The organism is Streptomyces sp. NBC_00285 (assembly GCF_036174265.1).
GTDB lineage: Bacteria > Actinomycetota > Actinomycetes > Streptomycetales > Streptomycetaceae > Streptomyces.
In genome coordinates, this window is the sequence record NZ_CP108055.1 from 8,961,580 (window position 1) to 8,981,423 (window position 19,844).

Here is a 19,844-nt window from a genome sequence, read left to right on the forward strand (position 1 = left end):
CCACAGCAGAGCACCACATTGCACACTGCACGAAGGGGAAGCCATGACAGCGACGACCGACGGAAGCACCGGGGCCCTGCCGCCCCGTGTTGCCGCGGCCAGCGAAACCGACATCGAGATCCCCGTGGCGACCGGGGTACAAGAAGCCGCCGTACGCGCAGTTCAACGTGCCACCGATCACCTGCTCGCAAGACAGGACGCCCAGGGCTGGTGGAAGGGCGACCTCGAGACCAACGTCACGATGGACGCCGAGGATCTGCTGCTCCGTCAGTTCCTGGGCATCCGCGACGAGTCCACCACGCGGGCCGCCGCCAGGTTCATCCGCGGTGAGCAGCGCGAGGACGGCACCTGGGCCTCCTTCTTCGGCGGTCCCGGCGAACTCTCCACCACCATCGAGGCGTACGTCGCCCTCCGCCTGGACGGTGACGCGCCGGACGACCCGCACATGGCGACCGCCTCCGCCTGGATCCGCGCGCAGGGCGGTATCGCCGCCGCCCGGGTGTTCACCCGGATCTGGCTCGCCCTGTTCGGGTGGTGGAAGTGGGAGGACCTGCCCGAACTCCCGCCGGAGCTCATCTACTTCCCCAAGTGGGCCCCCCTCAACATCTACGACTTCGGGTGCTGGGCGCGCCAGACCATCGTCCCGCTGACGATCGTCTCCGCGAAGCGGCCGGTCCGGCCCGCGCCCTTCGCGCTCGATGAGCTGCACATCGACGCGGCCGACCCGAACCCTGCCAAGCCCCTTGCGCCGGTGGCGAGTTGGGACGGCGCATTCCAGCGTCTGGACAAGGCGCTGCACCAGCTGCGCAAGGTCGCTCCGCGCAGACTCCGCAGAGCCGCGATGAACAGTGCGGCCCGCTGGATCATCGAGCGGCAGGAGAACGACGGCTGCTGGGGTGGCATCCAGCCGCCGGCCGTGTACTCGGTGATCGCGCTGCACCTGGTGGGCTACGACCTCGAACACCCGGTCATGCGGGCCGGGCTGGAGTCCCTGGACCGCTTCGCCATCTGGCGTGAGGACGGGTCCCGGATGATCGAGGCCTGCCAGTCGCCGGTGTGGGACACCTGCCTCGCCACCATCGCGCTCGCCGACGCGGGAGTGCCCGCCGACCATCCGCAGCTCGTCAAGGCGGCGGACTGGATGCTCGGCGAGGAGATCGTGCGGCCCGGCGACTGGTCGGTGAAGCGACCTCAACTGCAGCCGGGCGGCTGGGCGTTCGAGTTCCACAACGACAACTACCCCGACATCGACGACACCGCCGAGGTCGCCCTCGCCCTGCGCCGGGTCAGGCACCACGACCCCGATCGGATCGAGAAGGCCATCGGGCGCGGAGTGCGCTGGAACCTCGGGATGCAGTCGAAGAACGGCGCGTGGGGCGCGTTCGACGTGGACAACACCAGCCCGTTCCCCAACCGGCTGCCGTTCTGCGACTTCGGCGAGGTCATCGATCCGCCGTCCGCCGACGTCACCGCACATGTGGTGGAGATGCTGGCCGTCGAGGGGCTTTCGCACGACCCGCGCACCCGGCGGGGCATCGACTGGCTGCTCGCCGAACAGGAGCCGGACGGCTCGTGGTTCGGGCGCTGGGGCGTCAACTACGTCTACGGCACCGGCTCGGTGGTGCCCGCGCTGACGGCCGCCGGTCTGCCCGCCTCGCACCCGGCGATCCGGCGGGCCGTGGACTGGCTGGAGAAGGTGCAGAACGACGACGGGGGCTGGGGCGAGGACCTGCGCTCCTACAAACACGCCAAGGAGTGGAGCGGCCGCGGTGCCTCGACGGCCTCGCAGACCGCCTGGGCGCTGATGGCGCTGCTGGCCGCGGCGGAGAGGGACTCCAAGGCCGTCGAGCGGGGCATCGAGTGGCTCGCGAGCACCCAGCGCGAGGACGGCTCCTGGGACGAGCCCTACTTCACGGGCACCGGCTTCCCCTGGGACTTCTCCATCAACTACCACCTCTACCGGCAGGTCTTCCCGCTCACCGCACTGGGCCGCTACGTCCACGGAGAACCGTTCTCCCGGCCCGAGGCGGCCTGATGAGCACCGAGCCCGCCACCGCCCCGCTGCTGATCGCCTGCGCCCTCGGCATCGAACAGCTCGCCCTGCGCACGGGCGAGCGCGGCGGTGCCGACGGGCCGGTCATCGTGCTCCGCACGGGCATGGGGCCCAAGGCGGCGGAACGGTCCGTCACCCGCCGGCTGGCCGACCCCCTGCTCGACGGGGCCGCCGTACTGGCCACCGGCTTCTGCGCGGGGCTCGCTCCCGGGATGCACCCCGGCGATCTGGTGGTCGCCGAGGAAACCCGGCATCCGGACGGAACCGTTCCGTGTGTGGAGACCGACCTACTCGTCAAAGAGCTCGTACGGGCCGTACCGGGACGCACCGTGCATACCGGTCCGCTCGCCGGCTCCGATCACGTCGTCCGTGGTCACGAGCGGTCGGATCTGCTTGCGACCGGCGCGATCGCGGTCGACATGGAGTCCGCTGCCACGCTGCTGAGCGCGGTGCGCGCGGGCGAGCGCCCCGTTGCGGCCGTCCGGGTGGTCGTGGACGCTCCACAACATGAACTCGTCCGGATCGGCACGGTACGCGGTGGAATATCGGCCTTCCGTGTTCTTCGTTCCGTCCTTCCCGCTTTCCATGAATGGCACCGTTCCTTGCTGCTCCCCAGGAGGTGAGCCAGATGGCCATGCCGCTGCGCCAGACCATCAAGGTCGCTACATACTTGGCCGAACAAAAGCTCCGCAAGCGGGAGAAGTTCCCGCTCATCGTGGAACTGGAACCCCTCTTCGCGTGCAACCTCGCATGCGAGGGCTGCGGCAAGATCCAGCACCCCGCCGGGGTGCTCAAACAGCGCATGCCGGTGGCCCAGGCCGTCGGGGCGGTCCTTGAGTCCGGTGCGCCGATGGTGTCCATCGCCGGCGGTGAGCCGCTGATGCACCCTCAGATCGACGAGATCGTGCGGCAGTTGGTGGCGAAGAAGAAGTACGTCTTCCTCTGCACCAACGCCATGCTGCTGCGCAAGAAGATGGACAAGTTCAAGCCCTCCCCGTACTTCGCCTTCGCCGTGCACATCGACGGGCTGCGTGAGCGGCACGACGAGTCCGTGGCGAAGGAGGGCGTCTTCGACGAGGCCGTGGCGGCGATCAAGGAGGCCAAGCAACGCGGCTTCCGGGTCACCACCAACTCGACCTTCTTCAACACCGACACCCCGCAGACCATCATCGAGGTGCTCAACTACCTCAACGACGACCTCAAGGTCGACGAGATGATGATCTCCCCCGCCTACGCCTACGAGAAGGCGCCCGACCAGGAGCACTTCCTGGGCGTGGAACAGACCAGGGAGCTGTTCAAGAAGGCCTTCGCCGGCGGCAACCGCAAGAAGTGGCGGCTCAACCACTCCCCGCTCTTCCTGGACTTCCTGGAGGGCAAGGTCGACTTCCCGTGCACGGCCTGGGCGATCCCCAACTACTCCCTGTTCGGCTGGCAGCGCCCCTGCTACCTGATGAGCGACGGGTACGTGCCGACGTACCGCGAACTCATCGAGGAGACCGACTGGGACAAGTACGGCCGCGGCAAGGACCCGCGCTGCGCCAACTGCATGGCGCACTGCGGCTACGAACCGACCGCCGTCCTCGCCACCATGGGCTCCCTGAAGGAGTCCCTGCGGGCCATGCGCGAGACCGTCAGCGGAAACCGCGAGTAGCGCCATGACCGCCATCTCCTTGGGTATCCCCGAGGTACCGGTCCGGCCGATCGCCGAGCGGCGCCAGTCGCGGCAGATCCACGTCGGACCGGTGGCGGTCGGGGGCGGGGCGCCGGTGTCGGTGCAGTCGATGACGACGACCCGTACGTCGGACATCGGTGCCACGCTCCAGCAGATCGCGGAGCTCACGGCGTCCGGTTGCCAGATCGTGCGGGTGGCCTGTCCGACGCAGGACGACGCGGACGCCCTCGCGACGATCGCGCGCAAGTCGCAGATCCCGGTGATCGCGGACATCCACTTCCAGCCGAAGTACGTGTTCGCGGCGATCGAGGCGGGCTGTGCCGCGGTGCGTGTGAACCCCGGGAACATCAAGCAGTTCGACGACAAGGTCAAGGAGATCGCGCGGGCCGCGAAGGACCACGGCACGCCGATCCGGATCGGCGTCAACGCCGGGTCGCTGGACCAGCGGCTGCTCAAGAAGTACGGGAAGGCAACTCCGGAGGCACTCGTCGAATCGGCGTTGTGGGAGGCGTCGTTGTTCGAGGAGCACGGCTTCCGGGACATCAAGATCTCCGTCAAGCACAACGACCCGGTCGTCATGGTGGCCGCCTACACACTGCTCGCCGAGCAGTGCGACTACCCGCTGCACCTGGGGGTCACGGAGGCCGGCCCCGCCTTCCAGGGGACGATCAAGTCGGCGGTGGCCTTCGGGGCGCTGCTCAGCAGGGGGATCGGCGACACCATCCGGGTGTCCCTGTCCGCCCCGCCCGCCGAGGAGGTCAAGGTCGGCATCCAGATCCTGGAGTCGCTGAACCTTCGGCAACGGCGGCTGGAGATCGTCTCGTGCCCGTCCTGCGGGCGCGCGCAGGTCGACGTCTACAAGCTGGCCGACGAGGTCACCGCGGGCCTCGAGGGCATGGAAGTGCCCCTGCGGGTAGCGGTGATGGGGTGTGTGGTCAACGGTCCCGGCGAGGCACGGGAGGCGGACCTGGGTGTCGCCTCCGGCAACGGCAAGGGGCAGATCTTCGTCAAGGGCGAGGTCATCAAGACCGTCCCGGAATCGAAGATCGTGGAGACCCTCATCGAGGAAGCGATGAAGATCGCCGAACAGATGGAACAGGACGGCGTCTCGGCGGGGGAGCCGGCCGTCACCGTGAGTTGAACAGCACGGACCGAAGGGGGCCCGAGCGTGACGATGCTGGAGAACATCCGGGGACCACGTGACCTGAAGGCGCTGTCCGAGTCGGATCTCGGTGAACTGGCCGAGGAGATCAGAGAGTTCCTGGTACACGCGGTCGCCAGGACCGGAGGACACCTCGGACCCAACCTGGGGGTGGTGGAACTGTCCATCGCGCTCCACCGGGTCTTCGAGTCGCCGGTCGACCGCATCGTGTGGGACACCGGCCATCAGAGCTATGTGCACAAGATCCTGACGGGGCGTCAGGACTTCTCGAAGCTGCGCGGCAAGGGAGGCCTCTCCGGCTACCCCTCGCGCGAGGAGTCCGAGCACGACATCGTCGAGAACAGCCACGCCTCCACCGCGCTCGGCTGGGCCGACGGACTCGCCAAGGCGCGCCAGGTACAGGGGGAGAAGGGTCATGTCGTCGCGGTCATCGGCGACGGCGCCCTCACCGGCGGGATGGCCTGGGAGGCACTGAACAACATCGCGGCCGCCAAGGACCGGCCACTGATCATCGTCGTCAACGACAACGAGCGGTCGTACTCGCCGACCATCGGCGGCCTCGCCAACCACCTGGCCACCCTGCGCACGACAGACGGCTACGAGAAGGTGCTGGCCTGGGGGAAGGACGTACTCCTCAGGACTCCCCTGGTCGGCAACACCGTCTACGAGTCGCTGCACGGCGCGAAGAAGGGCTTCAAGGACGCCTTCGCTCCGCAGGGCATGTTCGAGGACCTCGGGCTGAAGTACGTCGGCCCGATCGACGGGCACGACATCGGTGCCGTCGAGTCCGCGCTGAGGCGCGCGAAACGCTTCCACGGACCGGTGCTCGTCCACTGTCTGACGGAGAAGGGGCGCGGCTACGAACCCGCCCTCGCCCACGAGGAGGACCACTTCCACACCGTCGGTGTGATGGACCCCCTCACCTGCGAGCCGCTGGCGCCGTCCAACGGGCCTTCCTGGACCTCGGTGTTCGGCGACGAGATCGCCGCGATCGGGGCGGAGCGCGAGGACGTCGTGGCGATCACGGCGGCCATGCTGCACCCGGTCGGCCTCGGCAAGTTCGCCGCCCGGTTCCCGGACCGGGTGTGGGACGTCGGGATCGCCGAGCAGCACGCGGCGGTGTCCGCGGCCGGTCTTGCGACCGGTGGCCTGCACCCTGTCGTCGCCGTCTACGCGACCTTCCTCAACCGGGCCTTCGACCAGCTCCTCATGGACGTCGCCCTGCATCGCTGCGGGGTCACGTTCGTGCTGGACCGGGCGGGTGTCACCGGGGTCGACGGGGCGTCCCACAACGGCATGTGGGACATGTCGATCCTTCAGGTGGTACCAGGACTGAGGATCGCCGCGCCGCGGGACGCCGACCAACTGCGGGCGCAGCTGCGGGAGGCGGTCGCCGTGGACGACGCGCCGACGCTGGTGCGGTTCCCGAAGGAGTCGGTGGGCCCTTCGGTGCCGGCCGTCGACCGGGTGGGCGGGCTGGACGTCCTGCACCGGTCCGCGGAGGCGCCCGACGTCCTCCTGGTCGCCGTCGGCGTCATGGCCCCCGTCTGCCTCCAGGCCGCCGAGCTGCTTGAGGCCCGCGGCATCAACTGCACGGTGGTGGACCCCCGTTGGGTCAAGCCCGTCGATCCCGCATTGCCGGGACTCGCCGCGGAACACCGGTTGGTGGCCGTCGTCGAGGACAACAGCCGGGCCGCCGGGGTGGGCGCCGCGGTCGCGCTCGCGCTGGGCGACGCCGATGTCGACGTGCCCGTACGGCGGTTCGGGATCCCGGAACAGTTCCTCGCGCACGCCAAGCGGGGCGAGGTGCTCGCCGACATCGGGCTGACGCCCGTGGAGGTCGCCGGACGGATCAGCGCGAGCCTGGCCGTGAAGGAGACCCTGGCCGAAACGGCCCTGGCCGGCAAGGAGAAACCTGAATGACCAAGGAGTTCGACCTCGGCGCACTGCTGGCCGAGCGCGGAGCCGAGCGCTACGAGCTGCACGGCAAGTACCTCAACCACCAGCTCCCGCGCATGCTGCACACCATCGGCTTCGACAAGGTCTACGAGCGCGCCGAGGGCGCCCACTTCTGGGACGCGGACGGCAACGACTACCTGGACATGCTCGCCGGGTTCGGGGTGATGGGCCTGGGCCGCCACCACCCCGTCGTCCGCAAGGCACTGCACGACGTCCTCGACGCCGGCCTCGCCGACCTCACCCGCTTCGACTGTCAGCCACTGCCCGGACTGCTCGCCGAGAAGCTCCTCGCCCACAGCCCGCACCTGGACCGGGTGTTCTTCGGCAACAGCGGCACGGAGGCGGTGGAGACCGCGCTGAAGTTCGCCCGGTACGCCACCGGGAAGCCGCGGGTCCTGTACTGCGACCACGCCTTCCACGGACTGACCACTGGGGCGCTGTCGGTCAACGGCGAGTCCGGTTTCCGGGACGGCTTCGCACCCCTGCTGCCCGACACCGCCGTCCCCCTCGGCGATCTCGACGCCCTGGCAAGGGAGTTGAAGAAGGGCGACGTGGCCGCCCTGGTGGTCGAGCCGATCCAGGGCAAGGGCGTGCTCGAGGCCCCGCCCGGCTATCTGCGGGCCGCGCAGGAGCTGCTGCGGGGGCACAAGGCGCTGCTCATCGCCGACGAGGTGCAGACCGGGCTCGGCCGGACCGGGGACTTCTACGCCTACCAGCACGAGGACGGCGTCGAACCCGACCTGGTGTGCGTGGCCAAAGCGCTCTCCGGCGGCTATGTCCCGGTCGGCGCCACCCTCGGCAAGGACTGGATCTTCAAGAAGGTCTACTCCTCGATGGACCGGGTGCTGGTGCACTCGGCGAGCTTCGGATCCAACGCCCAGGCGATGGCGGCCGGCCTCGCGGTCCTGTCGGTCATGGAGAACGAGCAGATCGTCGCGAACGCCCGCGCCACCGGCGACCTGCTCAGGTCCAGGCTCGCGGCGCTGACCGACACGTACGAACTGCTCGCCGACGTCCGCGGCCGGGGCCTGATGATCGGCATCGAGTTCGGCCGGCCCAGGTCGCTGAAGCTGCGCAGCCGCTGGACCATGCTCCAGGCCGCACGCAAGGGCCTGTTCGCGCAGATGGTCGTCGTCCCGCTGCTCCAGCGGCACCGGATCCTCACCCAGGTCTCCGGGGACCACCTGGAGGTCATCAAGCTCATCCCGCCGCTCGTCGTCGGGGAGGCGGACGTGGACCGGTTCGTCGACGCCTTCACCGCCGTCATGGACGACGCGCACAGCGGCGGCGGGCTGATGTGGGACTTCAGCAAGACGTTGGTGAAGCAGGCGGTGGCCAACCGCTAGCGAATCCGGGAGTATTTTGCCTCTGAGGCAAGAAATTTGCCGCAGAGGCAAACCTCCGGCTCAATGGAGGCATGAGCTCCTCGGAAGCCTTCACGGAGCTGCCTTCGGTGGCTCCTCAGCTCCGCGCACTGCGCCGCCGCGCCTCCCTCACCCTGGAGGCCGCGGCCGGTGCCGCGGGCTTGTCGCCCGCCCACCTCTCCCGGCTAGAGACCGGGCAGCGCCAGCCTTCGCTGCCGATGCTGCTGGCCCTCGCCCGTATCTACGGTACGACGGTCTCGGAACTGCTCGGCGAGACGGTCGCCGAACGGGACGCCGTCATGCGCTCCGGCGACATGGAACCGACCGCGGCGGGCGGCTGGACCTATTTCCAGGCGGGCGCGCCCGGCCGTGGCATGCAGGCCCTGCGGGTCCATGTGCCGCACGGCTCCCAGGGCGACATCGTGCGGGTGCACCCGGGCGAGGAATGGCTCTACGTCCTCAAGGGGCGGCTCCGGCTGCGCCTCGGCGACAGCACACACCGGCTCGACCCGGGCGACAGTGCCCACTTCGACTCGCTGACCCCGCACCGCATCGCCGCCCACGACCCCGACGGCGTCGAGCTCCTGTTCGTCCACACCCTCTTGCAGAGTCCCACGGCCACGCTGTGCCTGGGCCCGAACCTTGGAGAGACACCATGACCGACATGGAGGAGAAGTTTCCCCGCGCCCTGTGGGTGCGCCTGATCATCTACCTCGCGGCCGGCCACGTCTTCGCGGCCTTCATCTACTTCCTCTTCGCGGTGGGGGCAGGGCAGTAGCCGCTGCTCCGGCTCCCGGACAGAGGCAGGGCGGCAGGGGCGGCCGCACAGCTCAGTCGAGGAGCCGCTCCCGCAGGCGCTCGCGGATCTCCGGGGTGAGGCCGAGGCCCTGCTCCAGGTACGCGTCCACGCTGCCCCACGTCTCCTCGATGGTCTCGAAGGCCGCCGTCAGATACTCGACGCGTGCGTCGAAGAGGGGGCTGAGCAGCTCCATGACCTCGGGGGAGTAGGCGGTGGCGACGTCGTCACCACTGCGGCGCACCTTGTACCGCCGGTGCTTGGCGTTCGACTCCAGATAGTCGGCGACGATCGCCTCGCGCTCGGCGCCCACGGCGAGCAGGGTCACGGCTATGGACAGGCCCGCACGGTCCTTGCCGGCCGCGCAGTGCATCAGGGCGGGCACGCTGTCCTCGGCGAGGGAGCGCAGCACCTGGGAGTGCTCCGCGGTGCGCTCCTTGATGATCCTGCGGTAGGAGCTGATCATCCGGTTCGCGCCCTTGCCGTCGCTGAGGATCTCGCGCAGCTGGTCGAGCTCGCCGTCCCGGACCATCTTCCAGAACTCCACGCCGTCGGCCGGGTCGCTCAGCGGGAGGTTCACATTGCGCACCCCTGCCAGCTCGACGTCCATGCCCTCCAGCTTCTGGTCCGCCTCGTTACGGAAGTCGAAGACCGTGTGCAGGCCGAGAGAGGACAGGAACGCGGCGTCGTCCTCCGTCGCGTGCGCGAGGTGACCGCTGCGGAACAGCACTCCGTACCGCACCCGACGTCCGTCCACCGTCGGCATTCCGCCCACATCACGGAAGTTGCGGACAGCGGCCAGTTCGGGTTCGGTCGACGGGATCTGCTGCGTCACGGGGTTCCTCCCAGCCGGTCACCGCCGACGCTGCTCGTCGACGGGCACGCTCTCGACGATACGACACGTGTTCCTGGGGCAATGAGTTGTCCACAGCCCTGGCAATCAGTCGTCCACAGGCGTTGCAGCCGGGCTCGTGGCCGTTGATGATGTTGGTGCCTGAGCACACCTGATGGCACCTGTTCGAATCTGTGAGGGGCACGATGCTGGAGATCGCCGAGAACGGCCGTACGTGGATTCTGTCCGGGTCGGCCAGTAGTTACGCCCTGCACCTCACTGCCGAGGACGAGCTGCTGCACCTGCACTGGGGCCCGAGGATCGCCCTCGCCGACGCCGAGGCCCTCGCCGCCCGCCCGCTGCCCGAGTACCGGCCCTTCGAGGCCCCGCTCGACGGGCACGAGGAGTACCCGGTCGAAGGCGGCCCCCGCTTCAGCCGTCCCGCCCTGTCCGTGCGCACGGACGAGCGGCGTGGCACCGAGTGGAGCTTCGAGGCTTATGACACCGAGGGCGACGAACTTCGGCTGCGGTTCCGGGACGCCGGGCTGACCGTGACACTGCACTACCGGATGCGCCACGACGTCCTGGAGCGCTGGGTGACCCTGGACAACCAGGGCCCGGCACCGGTCGAGCTGCTGCGCGCCGACTCGGCCACCTGGACCCTGCCCGACCGCGAGGACGGCTGGCGGCTCTCCCAGCTCCACGGCCGCTGGGCTGCCGAGTCCCAGCTCACCCAGGCCCCCCTCACCTACGGCGAGAAGGTGATCGGCAGCCGCCGCGGCCACACCGGGCACCAGCACCTGCCGTGGGTCGCCCTCGACACCGACGCGACCGAGGAGCACGGCGAGGTCTACGGCTGCGCCCTCGGCTGGTCCGGGTCCTGGCGGATCGCCGTGGCCCAACTCCCCGACGCGCGTGTGCAGATCACCGGCGGCGCAGGCTATGACGACTCCGGCCTGCTGTGCCTGGCGGCCGGGGAGTCGTTCACGACGCCCGTCTTCGCCGGCCTCTGGAGCGACGGTGGCTTCGGCGGCGCGAGCCGGGCCTGGCACGCCTGGCAACGGGCGTACGTCATCCCGGACGCGGACCAGGACCGGCCCGTGCTGTTCAACTCCTGGGAGGCCACGACCTTCGACATCTCCGAGGAGCAGCAGGGCACCCTCGCCAGGCGGGCCGCGGCGATCGGCGTCGAACTGTTCGTCGTCGACGACGGCTGGTTCGGCACCCGTACCAGTGACCGGGCCGGGCTCGGCGACTGGGAGCCCAACCCCGACCGCTTCCCGGCCGGCCTGAAGCCACTCGCCGACCGCGTGCGCTCGCTCGGCATGCAGTTCGGCATCTGGGTCGAGCCGGAGATGGTCAACCCGGACAGCGAGCTCTACCGCGCCCATCCGGACTGGGTGCAGTACCAGACGGGACGAAAGCGGACGGAGTTCCGTAATCAGCTCGTACTGAACCTCGCGCGTGAGGACGTCCAGGAATACCTGTGGGAGCAGCTGGACACGCTGCTCTCCTCGGCCCCGATCGACTATGTGAAGTGGGACTTCAACCGCTGCTTCACCGACGCGGGCTGGCCCGGCGACCCGTACCCGCAGCGCCTGTGGGTCGACCATGTGCGCGGCTTCTACGCCCTGTTGGACCGCCTGCGCGAGGCTCACCCCGGCGTTGCCTTCGAGTCCTGCTCGGGTGGCGGCGGCCGGATCGACCTCGGGGTGCTGAGCCGCACCGACCAGGTGTGGACCTCCGACAACACCGACCCGCTCGACCGCCTCGCCATCCAGTACGGATTCAGTCAGGTCCATCCCGCGCGGGTGATGGCCGCCTGGGTCACCGACAGCCCCAACACCCAGCTCAACGGCCGGGTGAGCTCTCTTCGGTTCCGGTTCGTGAGTGCGATGGCCGGGGTTCTCGGCGTCGGCGGGGACCTCGAGGAGTGGACCGAGGAGGAGCTCGCCGAGGCCCGTCAGTGGGTGGACCTCTACAAGGAGATCCGGCCCGTGGTGCAGCGCGGCGACCTCTACCGGCTGCGGCCTCCGCGGGGCGGGCTCAGTGCGGTGCAGTACGTCCTCGGGGACGAGGCCGTCGTCCTCGCCTGGCTCCAGGCGCAGCAGTACGGCGAGCCCGTCCAGGCGTTGCGGCTGCGTGGACTCGACCCGACGGCGTCGTATGAATGCCTCGAAACGGGCGAAGTTCACCGAGGGGCTGTATTGCTGCATCACGGACTTTCCACCGGCTTGCGGGGTGACCTTGATGCGACGGTTATCCGACTCCGTCGCATCTAGGGCCTCTGTCCGAATTGCTGGTTTCCTTCCAACTCCTTCCGGGATATGGGTTCCTGTGAATTCGTGACGTGAGGAGCGTCATATCCGTGACGGTGTGTCGCTGGTCATGTTCACGTAATTCTTGTGGTTTTCAAGGGGATTCGGGTCGGTAATCGGGCATCCGATGCACTCAGGGTGACTGTCAATTCCCGTAGGCGATCAACAGAAACGCATTCACAGGGAACCTCCCACTTGTCCCTTTGCGTCTTGCTCGCTTACGTTCACCACCGATCCGGTCGGACGCCTAATCCTGCCGCCGAACGGATTCCGCCCACACTCACCCGTACACGGCAGGAGCGGGGGACCCACAGGCAGTACCGCCTGTTCCGGTCTCCGGAACAGGCTTGGGGTCAAGTCGCGCCTCGGCGCGGCCGGACATCTCCAGTCCGCACCCGACAGCTCACCTCGCAGGCGCCGGAGAGGAATTCGCCATGCCCGCGAAGGGTAAGCACCGCCGTCCGAAGCCCCAGCGCTTCACCCGCTCGATCGCCGTCGCCGGAACCGGGGGTGCCGCACTCGCCCTCCCGCTCATGGGGGCCACCGGTGCTCACGCCGCCACCTCGCAGTCGGTGTCGGAAAAGGCCGTTCAGTCGCTTCCGGTGACGCAGAAGGTCGCTGAGAAGACCGCCGAAAAGACAGCCACGAAGAAGAAGGCCGCGACCGTGCGCACCTATTCGGTGCGGACCGGTGACTATCTCTCGAAGATCGCCGACGAGCAGAACGTCACCGGCGGCTGGGAGAAGCTCTACGCCGACAATCGCCAGGCCGTCGGCGAGGACCCCTCGCTCATCCACCCCGGTCTGAAGCTCTCGATCGGCAAGAGGGCCACGACGAGCACCGCGAGGACCGAGTCCTCCGCTTCCTCTTCGTCGGCCTCCTCGAAGACCGAGAAGGCCGAGGCGAAGTCGTCGTCGAACTCGACTGCCGCCACCCGGAGCTCCGACACCACCAGCTCCAGCGGCTACACCCTTCCGGTCTCCGGTGCCACCATCGGCACCGGTTACCGCGTGGCGGGCAGCATGTGGTCCAGCGGCTATCACACCGGCGTGGACTTCGTCGTCCCGACCGGCACCGCGCTGAAGGCCGTCGCCGCGGGCACGGTCGTCTCCGCGGGCTGGGGCGGCGCCTACGGCAACCAGGTCGTCATCAAGCTGGACGACGGCTACTACGCGCAGTACGCCCACCTGTCCCAGCTCTCCGTCTCGGCCGGCCAGACCGTGACCGAGGGCCAGCAGATCGGCCTCTCCGGCGCGACCGGCAACGTCACCGGCCCGCACCTGCACTTCGAGATCCGCACCACGCCGGACTACGGCTCGGACGTGGACCCGGTCTCCTACCTCCGCTCGAAGGGCGTCGCCGTCGGCTGACGCCCCTGTGCCACCGAAGGCCGGACCCCGATCCCCGGGTCCGGCCTTCGGTGTTCCCTGCTGAGTGTCCTTGCGCCTTCATGATCACTTCATTGCGGTCTTGTGGCAGACATGCTCGTAGCGTCGACAGGCGGGGGAGGGTGGGGACACAGTGAACTCCATAGTTGTGCAAGCGCTTTCTGCGGCCTTCGGAGGTCACTGTGTCCGGCGTCGACCGACGCACCGTCTTCAAGGGCGCCGCAGCCGCGGCCGCCCTCACCCAGTTCTCCTGGGCCGTGTCCCACGCCGCCACAGCGGCGGACGGCGACGCCACCGAACTCCACTGGCTGGACGGTTCGGCCCCCGACGTCCACGCCGGTGCCACCTGGGGAGTCCCCTGGGCTCGTGGCACCCATCGCCCGGAGCAGCCGTTCCGGCTCGCGACCTCCGGCGGCGACGAGGTCCCGGTCCAGAGCTGGGTCACCGGCTACTGGCCCGACGGCTCGGTGAAGTGGACCGCACACGCGATAGCGCCCGACGCGCCCAAGGCCGACCGTTACGTACTCAGCGCCGGCAGCCCGGCCGCTCCCGTTCACCGGGTCGAGGTCGGCCGGAGGAGCGGCCGCATCGAGGTGTCGACCGGCGTGATCACCGCCGTCTTCGAGGCCAGGGGCTCCGACACCGTCATACGCAGCATCCGGCGCGGTACGACCGAGATCGCCCGGGACGGGCGGCTGGTCGCCCTGCGGCAGGAGTCCGTGCGTGAGGGCGCGGACCTCGACGGTTTCGCCGGCCGGATCGAGAAGATCGCGGTCGAGCAGGAGGGATCCGTCCGTGCCGTGATCCGGGTCGAGGGCCGGCACCGGCACGGCGGCAGGGCCTGGCTGCCCTTCGTGCTGCGGTTCGCGTTCTCCGCCGGTGCGGAATCCTTCCGTCTGGTGCACACCTTCGTCTGGGACGGCGAACAGCAGCCCGGTTCCGACCGGGGGGACTTCCTGCGCGGGCTCGGTGTCCGCTTCACCGTGCCGCTGAGCGACCAGCCGTACGACCGCCATGTGCGGTTCGCGGACTCGGGCGGCGGCCTGTTCAGCGAGGCCGTCCAGGGCGTCACCGGGCTGCGCCGCGACCCGGGAGCCGCAGTGCGGGCCGCGCAGATCGCGGGCGAGAGGCTTCCGGACACCGTCACCTGGGACACCCGGGTGTCGAGCCGGCTGGCGTACATCCCGCGGTGGGGCGACTACACCCTGACCCAGCCGACCGCCGACGGCTACCTCGTGCGCAAGCGGACCAAGGCCGGGTACGGCTGGATCACGGCCGCGGCCGGACAGCGCGCCACCGGCTTCGGATACGTCGGCGGCGCGAGCGGCGGACTCTCCTTCGGTCTCAGGGACTTCTGGCAGCGCCACCCCACCCAGCTGGACGTCCGCGGCGCGGCCTCCGACGCCGCCGAGGTCACCCTCTGGCTCTACTCGCCCGAGGCCCAGCCCCTCGACCTGCGCTTCTACCACGACGGCCTCGGTCAGGACACCTACGAGGAGCAGTCCGACGGCGGTCTGGAGATCACGTACGAGGACTACGAGCCCGGCTTCGGCACCCCGTACGGCATCGCCCGGACCAGTGAACTGACCTTCTGGGCACTGGAGAAGACTCCGTCCGCCGCCGCTCTGGCGGCTCAGGCGAAGGCGGTGGCCGCTCCTCCACTGCTGGTGGCCTCGCCCCAACGGCTGCGCTCCGCGGGCGTGTTCGGCGACTGGGCGCCCGTGGACCGCTCCTCGAAGGCCCGCGCGGCGATCGAGGACCACCTCGACGACCTGTTCGCCTACTACCGCGACCAGCGCGAGGAGCGCCGCTGGTACGGCTTCCTCGACTACGGCGACGTCCAGCACACCTACGACAACGACCGGCACGTCTGGCGCTACGACATCGGCGGATTCGCCTGGGACAACTCCGAGTTGGGCACCGACCTCTGGCTCTGGTACCACTTCCTGCGCACCGGCTCCGCCGAGGCGTTCCGGTTCGTGGAGGCGATGACCCGGCACACCGGTGAGGTCGACGTCTACCACCTCGGCAAGTGGGCGGGCCTCGGCACCCGCCACGGCGTGCAGCACTGGGCGGACAGCGCCAAACAGGTCCGTATCTCCACGGCCGCCAACCGTCGCTTCCACTACTTCCTCACCGGCGACGAACGCACCGGCGACCTGCTGAGCGAACTCGTCGACGTGGAGCTGACGTTCCTGGAGGTCGACCCGCAACGCAAGGTCCGCACCGACGGTTACGAGCCCGGCGACCGGCACGCCCTGTCGGTGGGCTTCGGCACCGACTGGGGTGGGGTGTCGGCGGCCTGGCTCACCGAATGGGAGCGGGGCGGCCCGCGCGCGGCCGAGGCGAAGGCGAAACTCGTCAACTCCCTGCGGACGATCGCCGCGCAGCCCAACGGCTTCTTCACGGGAACGGGTCTCCTCGACGCCGACACCGGCAAGTTCGCCGTGACGACCGACACGGCCGTCAACGTCTCCCATCTCAGCGCTGTCTTCGGACTCGTCGAGACCAACAGCGAGATCGTGTCGCTGCTGGGCGACGAGGAGCCGGAGTTTCGCACGGCCTGGCTGAACTACGCGCAGTACTACAACGCCTCCGACGCCCAGAAGAAGCAACTCACCGGCTCCACCTGGAAGTCGGCACTGCCCGCCGCGCACTCGCGCATCACCGCCTACGCCGCTCAGCGCAAGAACGATCCGGCTCTCGCCACACGCGCGTGGAACGAGTTCCTGACCGGCAACGACACCTACTTCCCGTCCAACGACTGGAACCCCGTCACGATCAAGACCCCGGCGGTCCTGCGGACCACGAAGGAGATCCCCTGGATCTCCACCAACTCCTCCGCCCAATGGGCCCTCGCCGCGATCCAGAACCTGGCTCTGATCGGAGACCGGATCCCGTCATGAGACGCACGCTCCTGACAGCGGCGACCCTGGCGGGCCTGCTCGTCGGCGCGGTGCCGCCCGCCGTCGCCTCCGGCGGCTCGGACGTCGTGCGCCCCGATGATCGCCGTATCGCCTATGAGGGCCGCTGGGGCCGGACCGCTGCGGCGGCCGTCACCGTCAACTCCGGTTCCCGGCTGCGCTTCCGCTTCACCGGCCCGGCCGTCCACGCGCTCTTCGACGTCTCGTCCATCACCGTGCCCGCGCAGATCTACGTGTCGGTCGACGGCGGCCCCAAGGAGGCGTACGCCGTCGACCGACCCGACCTGGAGATCAGGGCGGTCGGCCGTGGGCGCCACTCCGTCGAGATCTCCGTCAAGGATGTCTTCTCGCGGGCGAACCGGTGGGTCCCGCCACTGGAGACCGGGGTGGTGCTGACCGGGATCAGGGGACATCTGCTTTCTCAACATCCTGTGAAGAAGCTTCAGTTGGCGTTCTACGGTGACTCGATCACCCAGGGCGTCATGGCCCTGTGCGACGTGAACACCTCCGACTGCGCGGACGGTACGGCCGCCTACCCCACTCTGATCGCCGACGCCCTGCACGCCTCGCTCACCCAGGTCGGGTTCGGGCGGCAGGGTGTGATCCGGACCGGCAACGGGGGAGTGCCCGCGGCAACTGACGCCTACGGGTGGAACTATGCAGGTTCCAGGGCGGATTCGGACCGCCGGGCCGACGCGATCGTGCTGAACCAGGGCACCAACGACGCCGCGTCCGGCTCGGCCGAGTTCACGGCCGCCTACCGCGCCTGTCTGTCACGGCTCCGGGCCGCCGCACCACACGCCCGCATCCTCGCCCTCCGCCCCTTCGACGGCACCCATGCCGCGGACATCGCGGCCGTCGTCGCCGAACTCGCCGATCCGCGCATCCAGTTCGTCGACACGACCGGCTGGCTCGACGCGGCGCAGGGCGACTTCAACGGCGCCGTCCACCCCAGCGCCCAGGGTCACCGGAAGGTGGCCGACCGACTGATCGACCTCATCTCGAAGAAGCCCGCGACCACCACCCCGGAAGGAACGCCCTCCAGTGACCACCACGCGTAGAGCCTTCGGAGCCCTCGCTGCCGGCGCCGCCCTGGCCGCCCTCGCCCCCGCGGCCACCGCGAGCGCCTCGGCCCGCCACCGCCGTCTCATCGCCCACGACGACTTCCGTCACGGCCTCGGCCGATGGGCCGTCGAACTGGAGCAGGGCGGCAGCGTCACCGCCGAGCGAGGAAACCTGGAGGTCGACGTGCCCGCGGGAGCGACCGTCTGGTTCAGGAAGCGGCTCGAAGGCCCGTACGTCATCGAATACACCGCCACCCCCGTCTCCGCGGGCGGGGTCAACGACCGGGTCTCCGACCTGAACAACTTCTGGAACGCCGTCGACGTCCGGTCCCCCGACGACATCTTCGCCACCCACAGGGGCGGGGCGCTCGCGGAGTACGACTACCTGAGGACGTACTACTCCGGCTACGGAGCCAACTACAACACCACGACCAGGCTGCGCCGTTACGTGGGCGAGGCGGGGGTGCGGCCGCTGATCTACGACTACACCGAGCCGCTGCTCGTCGCGAACGAGCCGAACCGGGTGCGGATCGTCTCCGATGGCACCACGGTGCAGTGGTGGAACAACGGCCGGCTCGTCTTCGACTACACCGATCCGCAGCCCTACACGAGCGGCCACTTCGCGTTCCGGACCACCTGGAGCCACTTCCGGATCAGCGGCTTCCGCGTGTGGCGGTCGCAGCGTCAACATCCATGACGACACACCTATTCCACGTTTGGCGAACACTTTAGGAGTGGCTTATCTCACCGCCCGTCAAGTCCTTCCTACGGTCGCGTAAGTCACATTCGAAGGTGAATCATGAACTGCTGTGGCAGACGATTCGAAGAATGACAGAAGATCAGTGATCGGGTCGTACGTGGCGGTGGGGGACAGCTTCACCGAGGGCGTCGGCGATCCCGGCCCCGACGGGGCGTTCGTCGGCTGGGCCGACCGGTTCGCGGTACTTCTCGCGGACCGGCGGCCCGAGGGCGACTTCAGGTACAGCAATCTCGCCGTGCGCGGGAAGCTGCTCGACCAGATCGTCGAGGACCAGCTTCCGCAGGCCGTGGAACTGGCACCCGACCTGGTGTCGTTCTGTGCGGGCGGCAACGACATCATCCGGCCCGGTACCGACCCCGACGAGGTCGCCGAGCGCTTCGAGCGGGCCATCGCCCGGCTCACCGAGGTGTGCGGCACCGTCATGGTGACGACCGGCTTCGACACCCGTAATGTGCCCGTGCTCAAGCATCTGCGCGGCAAGATCGCCACGTACAACGGGCATGTGCGGGCCGTCGCCGATCGCTACGGCTGCCCGGTCCTCGACCTGTGGTCCCTGAAGACCGTCCAGGACCGACGCGCCTGGGACGGCGACCGGCTGCATCTCTCTCCGGAGGGCCACACGCGTGTGGCGCTTCGCGCAGGGCAGGTGCTGGGGGTCGAGGTGCCCGCGGACCCGGATCAGGCGTGGCCGCCGTTGCCGCCGCGGGGACCGCTGGATGTCCGGCGTGACGATGTGCACTGGGCGCGTGACTACCTGGTGCCGTGGATCGGACGCAGGCTTCGGGGGGAGTCCTCCGGGGACCATGTGACGGCCAAGGGTGTGCTGTCGCCGGACGACATCAAGACGCGGATCGCTTCGGTGGCCTGAAGGCACGCGGGGACTGCGGCCGGGCGCGGCTACGGCGTCGGCGCCGCCTCCAGGCACAGTTCCCGGGCCAGTGCCTCGTCCACCCACTTCTGGGCCCGGCTGCGGGGCACCGCGCCCGCGTAGGACGTCAGTTGGACCGCCAGCCCGTCCAGAAGAGCGGTGAGGCGCAGGGCCGTGGCCTCCGGGTCGGGGCAGTGGAACTCGCCCTCGGCGACGCCCTCGGCGATCACCTCTGCGAGCGCCGCTTTCCAGCGCCTGTCGAGGTTGCGGGTGACCTCCTGGAGCGCCGGTTCGCGCAGGGCCACCGCCCAGCCCTCGATCCACAGGCGCCAGCCCTTGGCCTGGCCGGTCGGGGCGTACCACCGTACGGCCGCCCTCAGCCTTCGCAGGGCGCTGGTGCGGCGGCTCAGAAGCTTCCGGAGGTGGGCCAGGTCCTCCTCGGCGGCGTAGGTGAACGCGGCGGCGACCAGCTTCTCCTTGGTCGAGAAGTGGTACAGCACCAGGGCGCTGCTCACGCCGAGCGCCGAGGCCACGTCGGCGATCCTGACGGCCGCCACGCCCCGCGCCTCGATCTGCTCCATGGCGGCCCGCAGCAGCTCCTCGCGCCGCTCGGCCACCGTCAACCGCACTCTTGCCACGAGACCACCCTATTCCGTCACCGCGGGTGTTACCGCTCGGCGGCGG

Annotated in this window: 16 protein-coding genes and 1 riboswitch; of the genes, 14 read left to right on the forward strand and 2 right to left on the reverse strand. The window is 69.3% G+C overall.

From position 1 onward, the window contains the following. Positions 1–43 precede the first annotated feature (43 nt). The 8 genes from shc to OHT57_RS41115 all read left to right on the forward strand — a co-directional run bounded on the left by shc (position 44) and on the right by OHT57_RS41115 (position 8,988). A complete protein-coding gene (gene shc, locus OHT57_RS41080) occupies positions 44–2,035 on the forward strand; it encodes a squalene--hopene cyclase (RefSeq protein WP_328751983.1) in 1,992 nt (663 codons plus the stop codon). Beyond that, positions 2,035–2,676 carry a phosphorylase family protein gene (locus tag OHT57_RS41085; protein ID WP_328751985.1) on the forward strand — a complete coding sequence of 214 codons (642 nt, stop codon included), beginning with the start codon at positions 2,035–2,037 and terminating at the stop codon, positions 2,674–2,676. Before shc ends, OHT57_RS41085 begins: the two co-directional genes overlap by 1 nt. A gap of 5 nt (positions 2,677–2,681) precedes the next feature. Beyond that, complete coding sequence (hpnH, locus tag OHT57_RS41090; RefSeq protein ID WP_328751987.1) at positions 2,682–3,704, forward strand: adenosyl-hopene transferase HpnH; 1,023 nt, start codon at positions 2,682–2,684, stop codon at positions 3,702–3,704. Between the two features lie 4 nt (positions 3,705–3,708). Next, positions 3,709–4,866: a flavodoxin-dependent (E)-4-hydroxy-3-methylbut-2-enyl-diphosphate synthase gene (ispG, locus tag OHT57_RS41095; protein ID WP_328751989.1), complete on the forward strand. Its 1,158-nt coding sequence runs from the start codon at positions 3,709–3,711 to the stop codon at positions 4,864–4,866. 27 nt (positions 4,867–4,893) lie between these two features. Beyond that, positions 4,894–6,810: a 1-deoxy-D-xylulose-5-phosphate synthase gene (dxs, locus tag OHT57_RS41100; RefSeq protein ID WP_328751991.1), complete on the forward strand. Its 1,917-nt coding sequence runs from the start codon at positions 4,894–4,896 to the stop codon at positions 6,808–6,810. Then, positions 6,807–8,192, forward strand: a complete 1,386-nt coding sequence (locus OHT57_RS41105) for an aspartate aminotransferase family protein (RefSeq protein ID WP_328751993.1) — start codon at positions 6,807–6,809, stop codon at positions 8,190–8,192. The genes dxs and OHT57_RS41105 overlap by 4 nt, the downstream gene beginning before the upstream one ends. 71 nt (positions 8,193–8,263) lie before the next feature. Beyond that, complete coding sequence (locus OHT57_RS41110; protein ID WP_328751995.1) at positions 8,264–8,869, forward strand: helix-turn-helix domain-containing protein; 606 nt, start codon at positions 8,264–8,266, stop codon at positions 8,867–8,869. Then, the gene (locus OHT57_RS41115) at positions 8,866–8,988 is read left to right on the forward strand and encodes a DUF6126 family protein (protein WP_328751996.1); all 123 of its coding nucleotides are present in this window, start codon (positions 8,866–8,868) and stop codon (positions 8,986–8,988) included. Before OHT57_RS41110 ends, OHT57_RS41115 begins: the two co-directional genes overlap by 4 nt. Before the next feature lie 52 nt (positions 8,989–9,040). On the opposite strand, the gene OHT57_RS41120 is transcribed toward OHT57_RS41115, so the two are convergent. Continuing rightward, on the reverse strand, positions 9,041–9,841 hold the full coding sequence (locus OHT57_RS41120) for a tyrosine-protein phosphatase (protein ID WP_328751998.1): 801 nt from the start codon (positions 9,839–9,841) through the stop codon (positions 9,041–9,043). Positions 9,842–10,044: 203 nt separating this feature from the next. Here OHT57_RS41120 and OHT57_RS41125 point away from each other — a divergent pair, with 203 nt between their 5' ends. From OHT57_RS41125 to OHT57_RS41150, 6 genes are all read left to right on the forward strand, one after another. Further along, positions 10,045–12,120, forward strand: a complete 2,076-nt coding sequence (locus tag OHT57_RS41125; RefSeq protein WP_328752000.1) for an alpha-galactosidase — start codon at positions 10,045–10,047, stop codon at positions 12,118–12,120. A gap of 297 nt (positions 12,121–12,417) precedes the next feature. Beyond that, a riboswitch (cyclic di-AMP (ydaO/yuaA leader) is annotated at positions 12,418–12,586 on the forward strand. A gap of 4 nt (positions 12,587–12,590) precedes the next feature. Beyond that, on the forward strand, positions 12,591–13,526 hold the full coding sequence (locus tag OHT57_RS41130; protein WP_328752002.1) for a LysM peptidoglycan-binding domain-containing M23 family metallopeptidase: 936 nt from the start codon (positions 12,591–12,593) through the stop codon (positions 13,524–13,526). 200 nt (positions 13,527–13,726) lie between these two features. Then, a complete protein-coding gene (locus OHT57_RS41135) occupies positions 13,727–16,450 on the forward strand; it encodes an exo-rhamnogalacturonan lyase family protein (RefSeq protein WP_328752004.1) in 2,724 nt (907 codons plus the stop codon). Then, positions 16,447–17,529 (forward strand): GDSL-type esterase/lipase family protein, encoded by a 1,083-nt coding sequence (locus OHT57_RS41140; protein WP_328752006.1) that lies wholly within the window; start codon positions 16,447–16,449, stop codon positions 17,527–17,529. The genes OHT57_RS41135 and OHT57_RS41140 overlap by 4 nt, the downstream gene beginning before the upstream one ends. Further along, positions 17,513–18,229, forward strand: a complete 717-nt coding sequence (locus OHT57_RS41145; RefSeq protein ID WP_328752007.1) for a DUF6250 domain-containing protein — start codon at positions 17,513–17,515, stop codon at positions 18,227–18,229. Before OHT57_RS41140 ends, OHT57_RS41145 begins: the two co-directional genes overlap by 17 nt. A gap of 145 nt (positions 18,230–18,374) precedes the next feature. Next, positions 18,375–19,160: an SGNH/GDSL hydrolase family protein gene (locus OHT57_RS41150; RefSeq protein ID WP_328752008.1), complete on the forward strand. Its 786-nt coding sequence runs from the start codon at positions 18,375–18,377 to the stop codon at positions 19,158–19,160. Between the two features lie 29 nt (positions 19,161–19,189). On the opposite strand, the gene OHT57_RS41155 is transcribed toward OHT57_RS41150, so the two are convergent. Beyond that, the gene (locus tag OHT57_RS41155; RefSeq protein WP_328752010.1) at positions 19,190–19,798 is read right to left on the reverse strand and encodes a TetR/AcrR family transcriptional regulator; all 609 of its coding nucleotides are present in this window, start codon (positions 19,796–19,798) and stop codon (positions 19,190–19,192) included. Between the last annotated feature and the right edge of the window lie 46 nt (positions 19,799–19,844).

Bases quoted from the DNA above. Each gene is read 5' to 3' on its own strand.
- shc (WP_328751983.1), top strand. From the start codon at position 44: ATGACAGCGACGACCGACGGAAGCACCGGGGCCCTGCCGCCCCGTGTT.
- OHT57_RS41085 (WP_328751985.1), top strand. From the start codon at position 2,035: ATGAGCACCGAGCCCGCCACCGCCCCGCTGCTGATCGCCTGCGCCCTC.
- hpnH (WP_328751987.1), top strand. From the start codon at position 2,682: ATGGCCATGCCGCTGCGCCAGACCATCAAGGTCGCTACATACTTGGCC.
- ispG (WP_328751989.1), top strand. From the start codon at position 3,709: ATGACCGCCATCTCCTTGGGTATCCCCGAGGTACCGGTCCGGCCGATC.
- OHT57_RS41105 (WP_328751993.1), top strand. From the start codon at position 6,807: ATGACCAAGGAGTTCGACCTCGGCGCACTGCTGGCCGAGCGCGGAGCC.
- OHT57_RS41110 (WP_328751995.1), top strand. From the start codon at position 8,264: ATGAGCTCCTCGGAAGCCTTCACGGAGCTGCCTTCGGTGGCTCCTCAG.
- OHT57_RS41115 (WP_328751996.1), top strand. From the start codon at position 8,866: ATGACCGACATGGAGGAGAAGTTTCCCCGCGCCCTGTGGGTGCGCCTG.
- OHT57_RS41125 (WP_328752000.1), top strand. From the start codon at position 10,045: ATGCTGGAGATCGCCGAGAACGGCCGTACGTGGATTCTGTCCGGGTCG.
- OHT57_RS41130 (WP_328752002.1), top strand. From the start codon at position 12,591: ATGCCCGCGAAGGGTAAGCACCGCCGTCCGAAGCCCCAGCGCTTCACC.
- OHT57_RS41140 (WP_328752006.1), top strand. From the start codon at position 16,447: ATGAGACGCACGCTCCTGACAGCGGCGACCCTGGCGGGCCTGCTCGTC.